Source organism: Bacillus cereus group sp. MYBKT14-1, assembly GCF_051915185.1.
GTDB classification, from domain to species: Bacteria; Bacillota; Bacilli; order Bacillales; family Bacillaceae_G; genus Bacillus_A; species Bacillus_A cereus.
This window is the reverse complement of the sequence record NZ_JBQAEF010000033.1, coordinates 1-17,857: the sequence shown is the minus strand read 5'-3', so window position 1 is coordinate 17,857 and position 17,857 is coordinate 1. Positions and strand designations below refer to the sequence as shown.

The window sequence follows — 17,857 nt, the reverse complement described above, 5'->3', positions numbered from 1 at the left end:
ACGCTTCTTTCCGTTCAGCTAACATTCTGTTATACACGAAACGTACACAACCGAAGGTTTTACGCATAAGATGTGCTTGGTCTTCTGTTGGATACAAACGGAATTTATATGTTTTATTCTGCTTTGTCATATCATTTCACCTCACTTTTCACTTTGATTTTCAATATATGTTTTTACTACGTCTATTGGTGAACCACCAGTAGTTTTTTCACTTGTGGAAAATCTCTTTTAATAAGTCGAGAACTTGCACTTTTATAAGCGTTGATGAATTTTGTCATTTCTGTATTAGGGTGTGCCTTGAAAAAAATATGAACGTGGTCTACATCATGATTCCATTCAACTAATGTGATGTTATAGTTTTCAGATAGTCGAACAAACATATCTTTTGCATAGTCTGACATATTATTATCAAACACATTTCTTCTGTATTTCACGACCAACACAAGGTGATAATACAACAAGAATACTGAATGGTTATTACTATCTAATTTCATTTATATACCAGCCTTTATAATTGATAAGACTGATTATATCAGAGGCAAAATAAAAAGGAAAACCTTTTGGCTACGCCCTTCACACGCTTGAGGAAGGAGAATTCTTTCGGGAGATTCGTTAAAGTTATACTCTTTCCCACAGCTCATAAACACTTTTCTCTACACCTGTATCGTTAATTAATTTCCACACAATTCAATTCAAATTTACATATGCTACTGTATGCTACTCATGCATCTAGATCACCTATGGGCAGGCATGATCTGAAAGTTCACTTTAAGCGCTTTTTTCATACGTAAATAATCTCTACAAAATGAAATTATCATTATTATATTTCCTTCCGAATAGAATTTCCAATAAGGTTTATACTATAACTGTAACTTTAAAGTTACACAACATAACTTGTAGGGCCTAATTTTCTTTTGTACAACAAGTAGTTAGCCAATTAAGCTGGCTGCTTTGTTGTGTCAAATGAAATTTCTACTCGAATTTATACTTCACTTCTTCTATTAGCCAGAATAAAATATTACAATCATTAGCTTCAATTTGTTTCATACCAAGCACACACTTTTTTAGTGTAATAATATCCGTATGTCCAAGGTTTATAGATTTTTTGCACCAGAACCAAAAATAATTTTATTACACCATTTCATATTTACATAAAAAATCCACACTTAACTAGACTCCTATACTCACACCATCCTTTCTAGACGAGCATAAGATATACTAACGAATGAAAGGGGGTAATTTTGATGGGTTTTGGTTTTGGTGGAGGTTATGATTTCAATAGATGTGATGATCGGAGAGATCATCACCGAAAAGAAGAAAACATTAGACAGGTGAATAATAATCCAGAGTTATTACAATTCTTAAGAACATTAACTCCTGGTACTTGTATTGTTCTTCAATATGATTGTCAACCACCTACAAGTGCAACATTCCAAGGTTTTCAAGGAAACAACGTAATTATTTTATCTGATTTTGATTGTTTCCCAGGATTGGCACGTATTGCAATTAACAAAATTAACGTAATTTCTATAAATTCACCTGATTGTGATCGTTTCTGCTGTAAACGTCGCAGACATTGTAAAGAATGTAACGAACATAAACATGATCATAGAGAAGATTAATAAGTTTTAATTAAAGGAAAAATCTTTCCCTTAATTTATAAGCCAATTTGCAAGAAAAACACCTATTACAAAATAGGTGTTTTTCTTTTCTAAATTTCATTTCACTTAACTAAACATAAATAACAAACTATTCCATATATCGGACATATACTATTGTAAGGTCGGCATCCAAATGACCCAAATAAATACCCACGCCAAGAAATAAAACTACAAAATATTTCTTGGCACCTTTTACATAAAATTAATTTATTAAAAATGTACAAACATAATTAAAACTCTGCACATATAATGTATTCTACCTTTCTATTATTTTACTGCAGGGATTTATCTTATATAAATCCCTTCTTTTTTAAAATATTCAAATATTTTATTTAACCTACATAATATAATAATCCCTAAAAACAAAATAAGATAAGAGTCTTCACCCTCTTATCTTTTCCTAAAAATTCATTTGCATTATATATTATGAAATAAGGAAATTGATTAATGAATTAGTTTCTTTATCAATTTCCCAATTAGCTAATTTATTTAAAATAAAAACTACTAATTTCAACAATTGTACAAGCCATTTTGTATTACTTACATACATTAACAATGAGATGATAATCATCTTATACCCCAAAACCCTAAACTACCTGTTCGGTAACTATCTTTAAAAGATAGAAAAAAGGGCAGTTTTTAACTGTCCTTTTTTATTTTTACTAAGATACATATTTTAGAAATTAAACGCTCCTTACTAATGAATACATATATTATATGGTGCTCCAACACACTTTAAAAACAAATAAACAAAAATGGTTTCCTTCCACAAAAACATGTAGCAGTTGTGGAAATATGAAAAATATGTCATTGTCTGAGCGAGTCTATTCTTGTATATGCGGTGTAAATCTCGATAGAGATTATAACGCAGCTATCAATATCAAAAATGAAGCAATACGCCTATTAGCGTTAGCATAGATAGCAATAAAATAACCCTTGGAACAAGGGAGTTAGCTCGGCTGTCTTAGGACGAATTCGTTAGCTACCAAAAGTAACGACTAACCGAGAAGCCCCCACTTCAAACAGTCCGTTAGGACGTTAAGTGGCGGGTAGTTCACATCTAGTATCTTTTTCTTCTTATATTCTTTTTAATATATTCATAAATTTTATCCATAACAAACGTTTCATGTTCTATCCAAATGGTTTCAGCTTCTTCCAATGTAACTACTCTTACTAATTTCTCAATTGCTGTGTCTTTAACTAAAAATGTAGCTACAGCACCTGTAGCTGTTGAATACTTATTGATAACTAAATTTATAATGTTATCAATCTCTAATACTATATCGTTATGAGAAGCCTTCTTATTTTGACTACTTTTGTTTGGTGTTTCTTTATCATCTTTCAATCGGGAATTTAAAGTGAATTCTACATAACCTATTGGGGAACTAATATCTGAACGAAATCTTATATCCTCAATTATTTCTAATACAATTTCTTTATGAGCTTCCCATTTTTTTAACACTTTAGGAAATATTTTTTCTTTACAGCGTTCTTCAAACCTTTTAATTTTTTGTTCAAATGTATTGGGCTGTTGAAATTTATCTAAATTCTTTTCAAAATGAACTAAATTGTTATCTTTCTTTTTTTGGCTATAGATAATAAATTTGATTTTTTGTACTTTCCTGCCTAATTTAATTTCTTCAAATTCAAAAGAAATATCTGTTTTTTGATTCAATTCTTTTTGAGAAGGATTTAATACACGTTGCTTAAAATTCGCATAGTTAGGGTATATATCCATTGCATCCAAGTAATACCTTAAATTTTGAAGACTAATTGTACGTTCCTTTAAATCTTCATATTGCTTTAGTAGTTCATAAATACGTATAGCGTATGTACTTTTCAATTTAATAACATTAGCTAATCTATAGCTTGTAAACTTGTTGCTTAATTCTAATAGAAATGGCTTTAATAATGGATCGAAACGCATATCAATTGTTCCTTTATTTCTGTTGTAAATTGCTGAAGACAGCCAAGATACCTGCATCAGATCTTCTCCAGTACGAATTTCAATTACTTTTGATAGTAATTCTTTAGTAATTTTACTTAACTCCGAATATTTAGTAGATCCATTTAGATCAAGTAGATCATGAAAATGTTTAATCGAGAATGTGTAGGTTTTAAAATCCCAATCATTAGGTTGAATATTACTAGCCAAACAAAGTAATATTTTTTGTTCTACTAAATTTAAACGTGAATTCGCTTCAATTAAAGTATTTGATTTTGAAACAATATTATTTTCTTTAATCTGCAAATCTTTACTATCAGACATACCTACATACGTCCCTTCTTTCTTACCTCTACTGTTCTACTAACTATAACAAGTATATTTCCTTTGCCGCAATTTATTTTTGTTTATTCAGAAAATTACATTCTCACTATTACAGTTAACAAGCCCTTTGTTCTATATAAAAGTATTCCGAAAGTCGTTTGAATAGTAATATACTTTGTAAATATTTACATTTATAAAGTATATAACCAAATTTGTTATCTTTAGAACCGTTTTGTTATGCTTAAAATCAAATTTATTATTTTCAGAACCATTTTTGTTATAGTTAAAACTATTATCTTTAGAAATATTTTTGCTAGAGTTAAGTAACCAGATTTGTTACCTTTAAAACCATCTTTATTACAGTTAAGCAACCAAATTTGTTACCTTTAAAACCATCTTTATTACAGTTAAGCAACCAAATTTGTTACCTTTAAAACCATCTTTATTACAGTTAAGCAACCAAGTTTGTTACCTTTAAAACCATCTTTATTACAGTTAAGCAACCAAATTTGTTACCTTTAAAACCATCTTTATTACAGTTAAGCAACCAAATTTGTTACCTTTAAAACCATTTTTGTTATAGTTAAAACCAAGTTTGTTACCTTTAAAACCATTTTTATTACCGTTAAGCAACCAAATTTGTTACCTTTAAAACCATTTTTGTTATAATTAAAACCAAGTTTGTTATCTTTAGAACCACTTTTGTTACCGTTAAGCAACCAAATTTGTTACCTTTAAAACCATTTTTGTTATAATTAAAACCAAGTTTGTTATCTTTAGAACCACTTTTGTTATCATTAGGAGTCATACCCCCTTATATATCAAGACATTTCATGCTCTTAAAACATATAAACATATAAAATACGTAAAACAATTAATATATATAACAAGCAAAAGATAAATTGTTGAATGCATATACTTAATTTCATTTTTTAAATGAAATTTCCACATCATGAAAACAAATTTGTTATATTTGGTTTAAATAGACAAGTAAACGTCAATTAATCAAATAATTATTTTGAGAATATTTAATTAAAAATTGGGTTATATACTTTATTGAAGATTCATAAAATAAAAAAGCCCCAAAAAGGGCCTTTTGAGTTTCGAAAGAAAGGAATATCTCCTATATAATATATGCTTGTTGCAATAGAATGTGAAAAAATACATAATAGTTTTATTTGGTGGAGCAGTGAAGTAGTTTAATCAAGATGAGGGGGTAGTTGAAGGTATCTATTGTGTGGAGATGCTTTTTTATGAAGATTAAGACTCTGCATCACAAACTTTTTTAAAAAAGCACCTGAATCTTTTTAAAAATAAGAAACAATCCAGATAGACACTCTCTTGACTAAAGTTAAGAGCTTTAATTCTAACGTATTAACGAAGCAGACTCTTGGATGACTGAGAGTTCGCAATCCATTTTTTGACGCAAGGAAATACATATAATGACGTTTTCTATAGATTATGGGTATGAATATATATTTGGTTAGCAATATTTTTAATAAGACGCCGTTTCTTTATAAAACAATGATCTGTTCCGTAATGTTATTTAGGTATTTACTTGTCTAATTGAGATACCTACGGGAATCTTTTTTATTTGTGCAATTACAATCGATTAAGTTGATTTTTGTACTCCTGCGATAACACGGGGCCTTGAAATATGAAAAGACCGCAAGGCTTTTTGAAAAAGCACTTTGCAGCCATCTGATCTCTTTTCTTTTTCAAATGGAAATCCATTGTATTCTCTTCTGATTCAAAGGTACGATATAAATATATTTATTTAACCTTAACTTTTATATATCTTTCATCAACTCTTCAAGAATTGCTTGTTGGCCTCAAGTGTACGTTTGTTGAATCCGTTTTCAAAAAGGTTTTTTACCTGTTTTATTTTGTCCATATATAAGATTAAGAAGCTGCATATATTCATTTTCTTGTCCAATGTCAAATCGGTGCCCATCAATCATTTTTCCATATACTTTTTTATTCATAATTAAAGAATGAATCGCATCTGTTAATTGATATTCCCCCCCAACACCAGGTTGAAGTTTTTTTAATAAAGGAAAAATATCAGGCGTAAAAACATATCTACCAATTACTGCAAGATTAGATGGAGGATTTACTTTTGGTTTTTCTATAATATTCGTAATATCCATGTAATTCCCCTTTACAACCTTCCCTTCAATTATACCATACTTCTCTATGAACTCATCTGGTACCGTATGAATGCCTATCACACTATTTTTTGTCTCTTTATAAATACTAATTAATTGATTTAAAGCAGTTTCTTTATCCGAAACTACAATATCATCTGGTAAGAGTACAGCAAAAGGTTCATTACCAATAAATGTTTCACCTAATCTTATCGCCTCACCAAGTCCCCTCGCGTATGGCTGCCTTATATAATGGATTTGAACATTAGGAATAGCAAGCTCTTTTAACAGGTGGGCTTTTTTTTCTTTTTCTAAAAAAGCCTCCAATTCTAATGAATAATCAAAGTAATCAACTATTAAATCCTTTCTGCTAGAAAGTACAATTAATATTTGCTCAATACCTGATTTTACAGCCTCTTCCACAATATAATGAATCGCTGGTTTATTACCTATTGGAAACATTTCTTTTGGAATTACCTTTGTAATTGGAAGGCTTCTTGTGCCGTAACCAGCGGCTGGAATAATTGCTTTTTTAATCACTAATCTCTCGCTCCCTCGAGTGTTTACAATATTAATATTCAATAACCTCCTTACCTGCGCATGACGATTCCAAAAGAGGCTTTTACCTTCTAATTACTTTCATTTCTTATATGAATAGGCCCTTTCAGTTGTCACCAATCCAACTTGTCCATCAATATACTGTAACAACTAGTACTATAGTACTAAGTTCAGAGAGGTGATTATTGTATGGATATATGTATTATAGGATCTGGTTATGTAGGAATCACATCAGCAGCAGTATTAGCAGATTTAGGTCATAATGTTATATGTGTAGATAAGGATCAAGAAAAAATTAATTCTCTCCAAAAAGGAGAATGCCCCATTTATGAACCAGATTTAAAGGAGCTTATTCACAAAAATAAAAACCGATTGCAATTCAGTTGTGATATTGATAATGCTATTCGACAATCACCCGTTATTTTTATCGCTGTAGGAACCCCTTCTACAACAAGTGGAAAGACGGATTTAAAATATATATACTCCGTCATTGACCTACTAGTTCCAACTATAACATCGTATAAAACTATTATTACCAAAAGTACAGTTCCACCAGGTACAAATCAACAATTATATGAAATACTTATTAAACGTGGGGTTTCATCGTCCTTATTCAATATTGTCTCCAATCCTGAATTTCTTCGTGAAGGCTCTGCTGTTCACGATATGCTCAATCCAGATAGAACTATTATAGGTATCCAAAAAGCTGACACAACGTCTTTTAAGATTATGCAGGATATATATAAAGGAATTAGTGCTCCTTTCCTTTGTACAGGTTTAAATGAAGCAGAGATGATTAAATATACATCTAATGTATTTTTGGCTACCAAAATATCTTTTATAAATGAAATTTCTCGAATTTGTGATGCATATAACATTGATATTGTTGAAGTGGCAAAAGGGATTGGCTATGACTTTCGAATTAATCCTCATTTTCTTCAGGCAGGGATGGGATATGGCGGATCATGCTTCCCAAAAGACTTACACTCACTCATTTATACAGCAACTGATAGGCACGTAGCAGTTCCTATTTTACAAGCTGTACAATCCATTAACTCTACACAGATAGATCTTTATATTGAAAAAATTAAAAAAGCTATAAAAGAACCCTCTTCAAAAAAAATAACGGTTTTAGGAATTGCTTTTAAACCAAATACTGATGATATTCGTAGCTCCCTTGCCGTAATACTTCTTGAAAAGTTAATTCCTCATGGCTATGATTTACATGCCTATGACCCCAAAGCTTTTCTTCCTTCACATTTAAAAAGACAAGTTACCCAGCATGGTAACCTAGAATCTGCAATTACAAATTCTGATTGTATTATTATCGCCACGGACTGGAATGAATTTAAAACACTTAATTGGAAACGAGTCAAACAAGTTATGAAGGGATGCACAATTGTGGATGGACGCAATTGCATTGAAAAGGATGAAATAGAAAAATACGGATTACAATATATTGGAGTGGGTCGTTCATGAAAATACTTGTAACAGGAGCCGCTGGTTTCATTGGCTCACATTTGTGTCAAGCGTTACTTAAAAATAGTGCATATCATGTAGTTGGAATTGATCATTTCATCGGTCCTACTCCAGCTATTTTAAAGATAGGTAATATACAATCTCTCGGATTAAATTCACGTTTTCAATTCATACGAGAAGACATTCTAAATACAGATTTATCAAAACTATTACAAGATATAGATGTTGTTTATCATCTAGCTGCTATTCCTGGTGTGAGATCAAGTTGGGGAAAAGATTTTCAGCCTTATGTTACAAATAACATAATGGTTACACAGCAGCTACTTGAAGCATGTAAACACATAAAATTAGATAAATTTATTCACATATCCACCTCTTCTGTTTATGGTGAAAAATCTGGCGCAGTTTCTGAAAATCTATTACCTACTCCTCTATCTCCATACGGGGTTACCAAATTAAGTGGTGAGCACTTATGTCATGTTTATCACAAAAATTTTCACATACCAATTGTTATCTTAAGATATTTCACAGTGTATGGGCCAAGGCAGCGTCCTGATATGGCATTTCATAGATTAATTAAACAACTGCTAGAAGATAAACCTCTCACAATATTTGGTGATGGAACACAAACACGTGATTTTACCTATATTGATGACTGTATACGAGGAACAGTGGCAGCTTTAGAGACAAAAAAAAATATAATAGGTGAAGTTATCAATATCGGTGGAAAAGAACAAGCATCCATTTTAGACATCATTTCTATGCTAGAAAAAATATCAGGGAAATCAGCAATCAAAAACTTTCTAAAATCAGTTCCTGGAGAACCGAAGCAAACATGGGCAGATATATCTAAGGCCAGTACATTACTGCAATATTCTCCAACAGTTTCTCTATCTGACGGACTGGAAGCAGAATATCATTATATAAAACAACTATACAAAGGGGATTAGTTTATGAAAATTGCATATATATGTACAGAAAAATTACCATCTCCAGCGATTAAAGGTGGAGCAATTCAAATGATGATTGATGGGGTGTCCCCCTATATAAGTCAAGATTATGAACTTACTATTTTCTCCATTTCAGATCCAAATCTTCCAAATCAAAAAACACAAGATAATATCAATTACGTGTATTTGCCTCAAAAAGATTATGAACAGCACGTTATAAGTACACTCCAAGCCAATACCTTTGATATTATACATGTCTTTAATCGTCCTAAAAATATACCTCTATATAAACAAGCTTCTCCACACAGTAAATTTGTATTAGGTCTTCATAACGATATGTTTGCTGAACATAAGCTATCTATTTGTGAAGGCAATCTTATTATTGAAATGGTTACCGCCATTGTGACTGTTAGTAACTATATTAAACAAACTGTGATTGCGAGATTTCCACAAGCTGAAGAAAAGATTTCCATTGTCTACTCTGGTGTTAATTTAAAACAATCTCCCTCCATCTGGACACCAACAGGACAAAAGATAAGAAATTCATTTCGTACAAAATACGGTATCCAAGATAAAAAAGTCATTCTATTTGTTGGCCGATTATGCAAAAATAAAGGTCCAGACTTGCTCATTCAATCTATGAAGAAGATTATTCAAACGCATAAAGATACGGTACTTGTAATTGTTGGTGGTAAATGGTTTAGTGATAACCGAGTAAATAAATATGTTAAAAGGCTATATAGATTAGCTAGACCAATTAAAGAACACGTAATTTTCACCAAATTTATTCCTGCAGATCAAATTCATAATATATTTCTAATGGGGGATATATTTATATGTAGCTCACAATGGAACGAACCATTGGCACGTGTTCATTATGAAGCAATGGCTGCTGGAATCCCAATTATTACAACTAACCGTGGGGGAAATGCAGAAGTTATAACAGATGAATATAACGGCTGCTTAGTAGAACAATATAATAATCCAATGGAGTTCGCCAGACTTGTCCAGGTTTTATTATCTCAACGCGAATTTGCACAATGGATTGCTGAAAACGGAAGAAAAATTGTGGAGGCAAACTTTACATTTAAGCATACGGCAAAAAAACTAGATCAGGTATATAAAAAAGTAGCAGAATCTACTAATCAACCTCCTAGAAATCTAATACGCCCTCTCAAAATTCTAATTGTTTGAACTGCCAAGCATTTAACGTTTTGATAGGCTATTTGAATTGAGGAATTCCTAAATACAGAAACTTAACGGAGAGATCCTACTCAAGAAGATTTGGAGTTTTAACTTTTTTATTTTAATCAAAACAATTGGAACATAACTAACTAGAAATAAACATTATTGATACAACTACAATTTTCTTCCCGCACCATTTTGCTTTTTATTGAGGAAACTCGTCGGGCAAGAATGGTACGTTAATGTTTTCTCCATTTCTTTATAAGTAAGACTCCGCATAGCGAAGAAACGATTAAATGCGAAAACTCCAAATGTTATTGATTAATATGGATTGCACCTCGTCTTTATGTATGTCTCCTGTATTGTACAAAATAAGATACACTAATACCTGCCGCTATTCAATACTTTCCTAAATTCAGTACTTCACATCTTTATATTTTTGAGGAGAGAGCCTTCTATCGAAAAAATAAATACGTGTATTTGATTTGAACTACTCACCACTTAACGTCCTTACGGACTGTTTGAAGTGGGAGATTCCTGCGAACACCGATGTATCCACCGGTTATCTTAGCAGGCTCTTCCCGTAGTCCCTACGGTGAAAACAAAAGTATCTTGTACATTGATTCATCACGATTCCTACTATAGCTTGGTTTTCTCAACTTCAGCAAACGTGGGTGAAAGAACGTTGAAGATTTTACGGTTGCAACGTTTTTCTGCAACCAACCTCATATCTTCAGTTTTCAAAGAGCAATCTGTACAAATATATGGTAGCAAACATGTTGGCTTATGCCAACCAACATTCATCTCCCACCTAAAATTGATGTTTCACACCTTCACATTTTTGAGGAAGGAGTCTTCTGTCGTAAAACGATAAAGGCGGTCTATTATGTATATGTTAAAGAACAAAAAACGCTTGGAGAACCAAGCGTATTTTAGTGCTAATTATTTTAAGCGTCTTCTTCTTCACCATCGTCATCTTCTTCGTCTTCTTCTTCGTCTTCTTCCTCGTCTTCTTCTTCGTCTTCTTCGTCTTCTTCGTCTTCTTCCTCTTCGTCTTCTTCCTCTTCGTCTTCTTCGTCTTCTTCTTCTTCGTCTTCTTCGTCTTCTTCGTCTTCTTCGTCTTCTTCGTCTTCTTCTTCGTCTTCTTCGTCTTCTTCGTCTTCTTCTTCGTCTTCTTCGTCTTCTTCGTCTTCTTCCTCTTCTTCCTCTTCTTCTTCTTCGTCTTCTTTGTCTTCTTCGTCTTCTTCCTCTTCTTCGTCTTCTTCGTCTTCTTCTTCGTCTTCGCCTTCTTCTTCTTCGTCTTCTTCTTCTTCGTCTTCGTCTTCGTCTTCTTCTTCTTCTTCTTCTTCGTCTTCTTCCTCTTCTTCTTCTTCGTCTTCTTCCTCTTCTTCTTCTTCGTCTTCTTCCTCTTCTTCTTCTCCTTCTTCGTCTTCTTCTTCGTCTGTAAAAATTACTTCTGTTTCATCAACATATTGAATTTCGACCTCGACACCATTATGTGTACCAGATTGAATTATTTCAGCTAGAGCTTTTAAAACTTCCTGTAAATCACCATCTGAATTAACACTAAAGCCATTCTCAACATCTAATTTTATTTTTGCTCTTTTTACATCAGCCATTTACCTAACTCCTTCAATATATTTTTATATATACTATGTTGAAAGAATATGAAAAGATTAATCTATTTGCGGAAATTTCATTATTCATTTTCCTTAGCATTCTTTACTAAATTTGCTATCCATGGGCTTTTTAATGGATAATCGGGAGTAATAACTTTGACTTTTACTTTCGGCTTTTCTATTTGAGTTGGAATGGCCTCATTTTTTTCTGTTTTTTGTTCTTCTGTTTCTATTGTATTTTGGGTCTCTTCATCTTTTTCTTCATCAATTGTTATAGTTTTTTGTAGAGATTTCTCTTCTTGTTCTATTGTTTTCTTCTTTTTCTTCTTCTTTTTCCTCTTCTTCTGAACCTCTTCGGCTTTTTCTTCTTTTTCTTCTTTTACTTCATCAATTACTGTAGTTTTTTGTGGAGATTTCTCTTCTGAATCTAGCAATCCGATTTTGGGTAACTCCTCTAATTCTACTTCCTCAATGATTGCTAAATTCTCTAGCACTGAAGATTCATTTAGTACAATATTTTTTTGCTGTTCATACTCTGACAATTCCCATCCCATTGGCCCTGGTGGAGAAAACACAAATTTCTCTAAATCTAAAATAGGGATTACAATCTCTTCTTGTTCTGAATTCATTTTATTTCCCTCCGCTATTGCTCTTGATTTCGTGATAAATATCAGAAAAACTTTGTAAAAATTCTTCCTTAGAGTCTTCAAGTGCAATAATATTTTGCAATGCCCAAATATACTTTTCATCAGACCAAGAACGCTTTTGTCCTAAATAGTATTTATGTGCGATTGCACAGAATAAGTGAGGGAACGATAAATCAGTCCATAGAACACGAAATTGTTTTTCTGATAAGGAATTTTCCGAATCATATGCACTCAACATATGAATTGCTAAATTAGTATCCCAAACTGACATTTTTTTCATCACTTTATTTAAAATAATACGTAGATCCCTTACGGGTAAATCACTTGTAATGGAATGTAGCTCTTTCATGAACACGGCATCATCTATTTCTGCAAACCTTGCTAAAGTAAAATCTTGCTGACAAAAACTATTAGATGCAATAACTTCTTTTGTCCATTGGTCAAAATATGGATCATCTATTTCTTGTAATGCTCTCTTACCACGTGCTAACATCTTATCGACGTACTCTAAAAACATCGTTGAAAATACATCCTCTGGAAAGGAGAGTGCAATTCTTTTGTTTCCTTCTAATTCTTGTAATTTCCATCTGTATAATTTATGCCATTTTCCTAATCGACTCCGAATTTTACTTTCTTGCATCGGAATATAGCCTTCTGATGCTTGATGAAATTTACCCGCATATATGAGTACCTTCTCTAATTGTTCTTTATTATAATATATGACTTCTTTCCCTTGATGCTTATCATATAATACATACGCATACTCATCAGATCCAATACAAAATCCTCCTCTTTTTGTTTTATGAATGTTTGTAATTGGTAATCCATTTTGAAGGAGATGTAAATGTGCCCCAGCAATAAACAGCATCCTTTTTGGATGCATATGTGCTTGTTTTAATATTTTTAATCCTTCTTCTGTTTCAACTTCCCACATTGTTCTCCCACTTCTGCTTGATTGTAAAATGATATTACTTACTTCAAATGGATAAAAGCTAAGGACTTTTTTTAAATGTTCACTTTCTAATCCAGTTGTTTCTTCCAACTTTCTTCACCCTCCTCTTAAATTTTATAAAACTTCCTCATACACTCTCATTAAATCCATAGCAACTCGGTTCCAATTAAATTCTTTTTCGACCTTCGCACGTCCATATTTCCCTATTTGTTTTCTTTTATTTTCGTTATTTAATAGATTAATTATTTTTTCTGCATATGCATCCGGATTCTCAAAGTCATTGACAATATACCCATTTTTTCCTTCTTCAATAACTTCAGGATTACCACCTCGATTACTTGTGATAATTGGTAAACCCGCTGCCATTGCTTCATAATGCACCCTAGCAAGAGGCTCTTGCCACTGTGAAGAGCAAACAAAAATATCTGACATAGCATAAAGTGTTGATATATCCTTTGGCTTAACAAATTTAATAAATACTACATGTTCTGGAAACATTGCACCTAAAGTATATAAATGTTTTACATAATTATTTACATTGTTATCTCCAAACCATTTTGAGCCAATAAAAACCATTACAATGTCTGGATTCTTCTCAATTATTTTAGGCAGAGCCTGTAGCAAAATATGAGGACCTTTTACTTTACTCAAGCGTCCAACAAACAAAACTATTTTTTTATTTTGCAAATTCAACTGTTTTTGAACATGATTTTTAACTTTTGTACCATTAGCGGTCCACGAAGGATAATATTCATTTACATCTACACCAGAATATACTGTTCTTGTCTTTGCTTTTGCAGTTTGAAAGCGCGAGGTAATTGTCTTTCCGATATAATCACTAACCGTTACAATTTGGGAAACACCAGCGATACACGCTTCACCCTCTTTATCACTTATCTTTTCGTACGCAAACATTTCATTATGCACACTTAACACGAATTTGGTCTGTGGTGCTGCCTCACGTAAAATTGCAATCCAATTGGGACGATTACATAAATGAACCACATCATATTTTTCCTGTTTCAAATGTTTAATAACATCAGGCAGATACTCCTCTTCTGGAAAACGTATATACCTTACACCTTTGTTTTTTTCTTCTGATTTTAAATTAGGATCTGTTATAGAAATAACTGTCACATTTTTTCCATTTGAAGCAATAATGGAAGCAACAGAATCTATATAAATTTGAATAGCTCCACCCCGTACAGCTGGTACAGGTAGCTTTTCAGTGGATATTATCGCAATTTTCATTAAATCGCCTCCCTGTTTCATAAAATACAACTTTCTTCATATGTTACGAAGGAACCCTTATATTTGTGAGTTATCAAGCATTATTTCATCTTTTATAATTGAAGTTAATTAGTACTTTTTCTTCTTAAAGGCAAATGGCTAGAGCAAAAATGGTCATGTACCATACAGTAATAAGAGAGTATAAAAGGATGGTGGTATATGTGGAGAATCATAATGAAGAAGCGGTGTATACATTATCGCCCGAAGAGGAGCAAAAATTAGTAGCATTGGCAGAGACAATGATTCAACATTGGGACATTCAAGCGACTACAATTGAATTAATACAAGGTGGACAACTAGCCTTAGTATGGAAAATTCATACTGCAGATGGACCATTTTGCTTAAAGAGAATTCATCGCCCTGAAAAAAAAGCTTTATTTTCTATTCACGCTCAAGATTATCTTGCAAAAAAAGGCATGCGTGTACCGAGCATAATTCCAAGCAAAGTGAATCAGTTATATACAAAACACGGTCCATTTTTATTTGTTGTTTATGAATGGATTGAGGGAAGACCATTTGAGCTTACAATGCAAGAAGACCTTGAAATGATTATGAAAGGGTTAGCAGATTTTCATGTAGCTTCTATTGGCTACAAACCGCCACCAGGCATACCTATCTTTACAAAACTGGGACGTTGGCCCAATCATTACATTAAAAGATTTCAACAGATGGAGATTTGGAAAACTTTATCCGCAACTATGCCGGATGACCCATTCTCACAATTGTACTTGACTGAAATCGACGCTTTCATTTCAGAAGCAAAACACACACACCAAAGACTATTGGAATCTGAATATACAAAATGGACTGACGAATTAAAAGAATTCCCTAATTTATGTCATCAAGATTATGGAACAGGAAATTCCTTATTAGATCCAAGTAATCAAATTTGGGTAATTGATTTAGATACAGTTTCTTACGATCTCCCTATTCGAGACTTGCGTAAAATGATTATTCCTCTCCTAGATACAACTGGTGTTTGGAATGCAGATCAATTTCAAATTATGATTAACGCATATGAGTCAGTTTCCCCTTTAACAGCTGAGCAGAAGAAAATTATGTTTATTGATATGTTATTTCCTTACGAATTGTATGATGTGATTCGTGAAAAATACGTCAGAAAATCACCATTACTTGCTGAAGAACTTGCTGGAGCTATGGAATATGAAAGGATAAAGTCAAAAGCTTTAAATATGTTAATAGAGGAATTTTAATACTCAATACAAACCGTTTTGTTGCAAAGGTTACTGTTATTTTTTTCCGACAGAAGGCCGTTTCTCGAAAATGTGCAGGCGTGAAACACCAATTTTAGGTGGAAGATAAATGTCGGTAGGCATAAGTCTACGTTTTTCGTTTTTACTAGAAGCAAGAATAAAAGGCCTTAATTGCGAGAACCATTGTTTGAAGTTGTTTTGTATTTAATCGTTTTCTTGCTATATGGAATCATACTTATAAAAAAGCGGGGAAAAGGTTAACGTATCATTTTTCACTGACGAGCTTACTCAATTAAAAAAGAAAATGGTACGGGAAGCAAGATGTAATTATATCAAAAACGTTTATTTTTAGTCAGCTATGTTCGAATTACATTCACCAATATAAAGACGTTAAAAATCTTAATCTTCTTGAGTGTGATTGCCCTTCTTGTAGTACACATAACGATAGATATGTTAACGCAGAACTAAATCTTAGAAACGAAGCTATCCCTCTCTTAACACAGGGATAGCTTTAATTGATTAGAAATATTAGGGAGTTAAGTGAAGATTGTTTCAGCAAGGTTCTGTAACAAGGATCATTTAATAAAGACATAGAACTTACACGGGCTGTTCAATTCAAAATTATAATACACCTACCTCCGAACAAAATATGTACAAGCTGACTTTATTTAATGCAGGCCCCTTTAAAAGGCGTTTGTAGAATAGCCTCTTTATTATAATATTTTTAACAACTCCTTGTATGCAAATGAAAAGAGCATCCACAATTGTTAGATGCTCCTATATAAAGTGGTTTCTCACCACATTCCAGTATATGCTTGTCCTTCTCAAAAGGTGTAAACAAAAAACAACTTACTTAAGCGCCTTCTCAATATATAGGAGATAATTCTAAAGTATATATTAATATTTCTCGATGTTACGTCTATTCTATATTTGAAATTACTTAATATGCAGAGATGTAACACTCTCAGCGCTCAAGGAGCAAGGAATGTCAATCTAAAACATATTGGAATTAACAAGAAAAAAGATAATATTCTTGATACATTGTTTATTTAATTTTTCTATATAATATAAAGCAATTTTAAAATTACATGTTACTCTACTATTTTTTGCATTTTAATGAGAAATTTATTCTACATCACTAATTGCTTAAATAGATTCAAGTCTAAGATTAATTTTGTTCGGAAAACGTATAGTATTATCGGTTGAATTACTTGTTACTTCTACATTTGGTCCAATAACAATAACTAAATTTCATCTCACAATCATTATAATGCCTTTGATATGGATTCCTTCTAAAAATAATACAGTACGTAAATGAAGCAACTGATAAGCCTATAACAGTTCTCTAATGTTTTTTGTTACTTCTGCAAAATTATCGCTAGAACTATTCACTCTGTATGATAAGAATAATATTTCTTTAACTCTAAAGCGGCATTAGAGAGACAATGTTGCTTTTAATAAAACATCAGAAGATTTTTCTGACTCTAATAAAGTATCAAAACATCTTCTGATTTAAATGAGGCAATAAGAGGAATCTAATTCATATCAAACAATCAAATTTACATTTATCATTATCAGAATTAAAACAAAACTGCTCCACCATTTGATTGCTTTCTACTTCCACGCCTTCTCCATTACCGCGAAGAAGACTATTGAAAATAATTTATAAAAAATTCTTATTAAATAAATTTCATATCTAAATAAAAATCCACACTTAACTAGACTCCTATACTCACACCATCCTTTCTAGACGAGCATAAGATATACTGACGAACGAAAGGGGGTAATTTTATGGGTTTTGGTTTTGGTGGAGCTTGTGATTTCAATAGATGTGATGATCGGAGAGATCATCACCGAAAAGAAGAAAACATTAGACAGGTGAATAA

Annotated in this window: 15 protein-coding genes and 3 pseudogenes; 7 read left to right on the top strand and 11 right to left on the bottom strand. The window is 32.2% G+C overall.

Translation table 11 applies throughout. From position 1 onward, the window contains the following. On the bottom strand, positions 1–130 hold a 130-nt coding region (locus tag ACTFO4_RS30005), incomplete at its 3' end, for a helix-turn-helix domain-containing protein (RefSeq protein WP_440014656.1). 11 nt (positions 131–141) lie between these two features. Then, a pseudogene (gene tnpA, locus ACTFO4_RS30000) lies at positions 142–494 on the bottom strand (IS200/IS605 family transposase). 750 nt (positions 495–1,244) lie between these two features. Between tnpA and ACTFO4_RS29995 the strand changes: the two are divergent. Continuing rightward, positions 1,245–1,622, top strand: coding sequence for a hypothetical protein (locus ACTFO4_RS29995; RefSeq protein ID WP_098282273.1), 378 nt, complete (start codon positions 1,245–1,247; stop codon positions 1,620–1,622). A 463-nt stretch (positions 1,623–2,085) separates the two neighbouring features. Here the strand turns inward: ACTFO4_RS29995 and ACTFO4_RS29990 are convergent, their stop codons facing one another. Next, positions 2,086–2,232, bottom strand: coding sequence for a hypothetical protein (locus ACTFO4_RS29990; RefSeq protein ID WP_409532415.1), 147 nt, complete (start codon positions 2,230–2,232; stop codon positions 2,086–2,088). 149 nt (positions 2,233–2,381) lie between these two features. Here ACTFO4_RS29990 and ACTFO4_RS29985 point away from each other — a divergent pair, with 149 nt between their 5' ends. Beyond that, positions 2,382–2,579 (top strand): zinc ribbon domain-containing protein, encoded by a 198-nt coding sequence (locus ACTFO4_RS29985; RefSeq protein WP_409532439.1) that lies wholly within the window; start codon positions 2,382–2,384, stop codon positions 2,577–2,579. 142 nt (positions 2,580–2,721) lie between these two features. Here ACTFO4_RS29985 and ACTFO4_RS29980 read toward each other — a convergent pair whose 3' ends face one another. The 4 genes and pseudogenes from ACTFO4_RS29980 to ACTFO4_RS29965 all read right to left on the bottom strand — a co-directional run bounded on the left by ACTFO4_RS29980 (position 2,722) and on the right by ACTFO4_RS29965 (position 6,617). Beyond that, entirely contained in the window at positions 2,722–3,930 is a 1,209-nt protein-coding gene (locus tag ACTFO4_RS29980) for a replication initiation protein (protein ID WP_409532416.1), read from the bottom strand. A 625-nt stretch (positions 3,931–4,555) separates the two neighbouring features. Further along, a complete protein-coding gene (locus ACTFO4_RS29975; RefSeq protein WP_409532417.1) occupies positions 4,556–4,738 on the bottom strand; it encodes a hypothetical protein in 183 nt (60 codons plus the stop codon). An 824-nt stretch (positions 4,739–5,562) separates the two neighbouring features. Beyond that, positions 5,563–5,742 (bottom strand): annotated as a pseudogene (locus ACTFO4_RS29970) (DDE-type integrase/transposase/recombinase); the annotation flags it as partial. 47 nt (positions 5,743–5,789) lie between these two features. Next, entirely contained in the window at positions 5,790–6,617 is an 828-nt protein-coding gene (locus tag ACTFO4_RS29965) for a UTP--glucose-1-phosphate uridylyltransferase (RefSeq protein ID WP_409532418.1), read from the bottom strand. Between the two features lie 207 nt (positions 6,618–6,824). Here ACTFO4_RS29965 and ACTFO4_RS29960 point away from each other — a divergent pair, with 207 nt between their 5' ends. Genes ACTFO4_RS29960 through ACTFO4_RS29950 form a run of 3 tightly spaced genes read left to right on the top strand, consistent with a single transcriptional unit; the run spans position 6,825 to position 10,258 of the window. Continuing rightward, positions 6,825–8,114, top strand: a complete 1,290-nt coding sequence (locus ACTFO4_RS29960) for a UDP-glucose dehydrogenase family protein (protein WP_098853043.1) — start codon at positions 6,825–6,827, stop codon at positions 8,112–8,114. Further along, complete coding sequence (locus ACTFO4_RS29955) at positions 8,111–9,064, top strand: NAD-dependent epimerase/dehydratase family protein (protein ID WP_409532419.1); 954 nt, start codon at positions 8,111–8,113, stop codon at positions 9,062–9,064. The genes ACTFO4_RS29960 and ACTFO4_RS29955 overlap by 4 nt, the downstream gene beginning before the upstream one ends. Positions 9,065–9,067: 3 nt before the next feature. Further along, positions 9,068–10,258, top strand: coding sequence for a glycosyltransferase family 4 protein (locus ACTFO4_RS29950; RefSeq protein ID WP_098853045.1), 1,191 nt, complete (start codon positions 9,068–9,070; stop codon positions 10,256–10,258). A 938-nt stretch (positions 10,259–11,196) separates the two neighbouring features. Here the strand turns inward: ACTFO4_RS29950 and ACTFO4_RS29945 are convergent. The 4 genes from ACTFO4_RS29945 to ACTFO4_RS29930 all read right to left on the bottom strand — a co-directional run bounded on the left by ACTFO4_RS29945 (position 11,197) and on the right by ACTFO4_RS29930 (position 14,718). Next, positions 11,197–11,868, bottom strand: coding sequence for an AAA family ATPase (locus ACTFO4_RS29945; RefSeq protein WP_440018879.1), 672 nt, complete (start codon positions 11,866–11,868; stop codon positions 11,197–11,199). A gap of 80 nt (positions 11,869–11,948) precedes the next feature. Continuing rightward, a complete protein-coding gene (locus tag ACTFO4_RS29940) occupies positions 11,949–12,497 on the bottom strand; it encodes a hypothetical protein (protein ID WP_440018878.1) in 549 nt (182 codons plus the stop codon). 1 nt (position 12,498) lies between these two features. Then, a complete protein-coding gene (gene cotS / locus ACTFO4_RS29935; RefSeq protein WP_070183924.1) occupies positions 12,499–13,557 on the bottom strand; it encodes a spore coat putative kinase CotS in 1,059 nt (352 codons plus the stop codon). 24 nt (positions 13,558–13,581) lie between these two features. Then, positions 13,582–14,718: a glycosyltransferase family 4 protein gene (locus ACTFO4_RS29930; protein WP_070183923.1), complete on the bottom strand. Its 1,137-nt coding sequence runs from the start codon at positions 14,716–14,718 to the stop codon at positions 13,582–13,584. Positions 14,719–14,867: 149 nt separating this feature from the next. On the opposite strand from ACTFO4_RS29930, the gene ACTFO4_RS29925 reads away from it, so the two are divergent. Further along, positions 14,868–15,971, top strand: coding sequence for a CotS family spore coat protein (locus tag ACTFO4_RS29925; protein ID WP_098537114.1), 1,104 nt, complete (start codon positions 14,868–14,870; stop codon positions 15,969–15,971). A gap of 296 nt (positions 15,972–16,267) precedes the next feature. Further along, positions 16,268–16,480 (top strand): annotated as a pseudogene (locus ACTFO4_RS29920) (IS200/IS605 family element RNA-guided endonuclease TnpB); the annotation flags it as partial. Between the last annotated feature and the right edge of the window lie 1,377 nt (positions 16,481–17,857).

Bases quoted from the DNA above. Each gene is read 5' to 3' on its own strand.
- ACTFO4_RS29930 (WP_070183923.1), bottom strand. From the start codon at position 14,718: ATGAAAATTGCGATAATATCCACTGAAAAGCTACCTGTACCAGCTGTA.
- ACTFO4_RS29940 (WP_440018878.1), bottom strand. From the start codon at position 12,497: ATGAATTCAGAACAAGAAGAGATTGTAATCCCTATTTTAGATTTAGAG.
- ACTFO4_RS29995 (WP_098282273.1), top strand. From the start codon at position 1,245: ATGGGTTTTGGTTTTGGTGGAGGTTATGATTTCAATAGATGTGATGAT.
- ACTFO4_RS29950 (WP_098853045.1), top strand. From the start codon at position 9,068: ATGAAAATTGCATATATATGTACAGAAAAATTACCATCTCCAGCGATT.
- ACTFO4_RS29945 (WP_440018879.1), bottom strand. From the start codon at position 11,868: ATGGCTGATGTAAAAAGAGCAAAAATAAAATTAGATGTTGAGAATGGC.
- ACTFO4_RS29975 (WP_409532417.1), bottom strand. From the start codon at position 4,738: ATGACTCCTAATGATAACAAAAGTGGTTCTAAAGATAACAAACTTGGT.
- ACTFO4_RS29955 (WP_409532419.1), top strand. From the start codon at position 8,111: ATGAAAATACTTGTAACAGGAGCCGCTGGTTTCATTGGCTCACATTTG.
- ACTFO4_RS29990 (WP_409532415.1), bottom strand. From the start codon at position 2,232: ATGATTATCATCTCATTGTTAATGTATGTAAGTAATACAAAATGGCTT.
- ACTFO4_RS29980 (WP_409532416.1), bottom strand. From the start codon at position 3,930: ATGTCTGATAGTAAAGATTTGCAGATTAAAGAAAATAATATTGTTTCA.
- ACTFO4_RS29960 (WP_098853043.1), top strand. From the start codon at position 6,825: ATGGATATATGTATTATAGGATCTGGTTATGTAGGAATCACATCAGCA.
- ACTFO4_RS29925 (WP_098537114.1), top strand. From the start codon at position 14,868: ATGGTCATGTACCATACAGTAATAAGAGAGTATAAAAGGATGGTGGTA.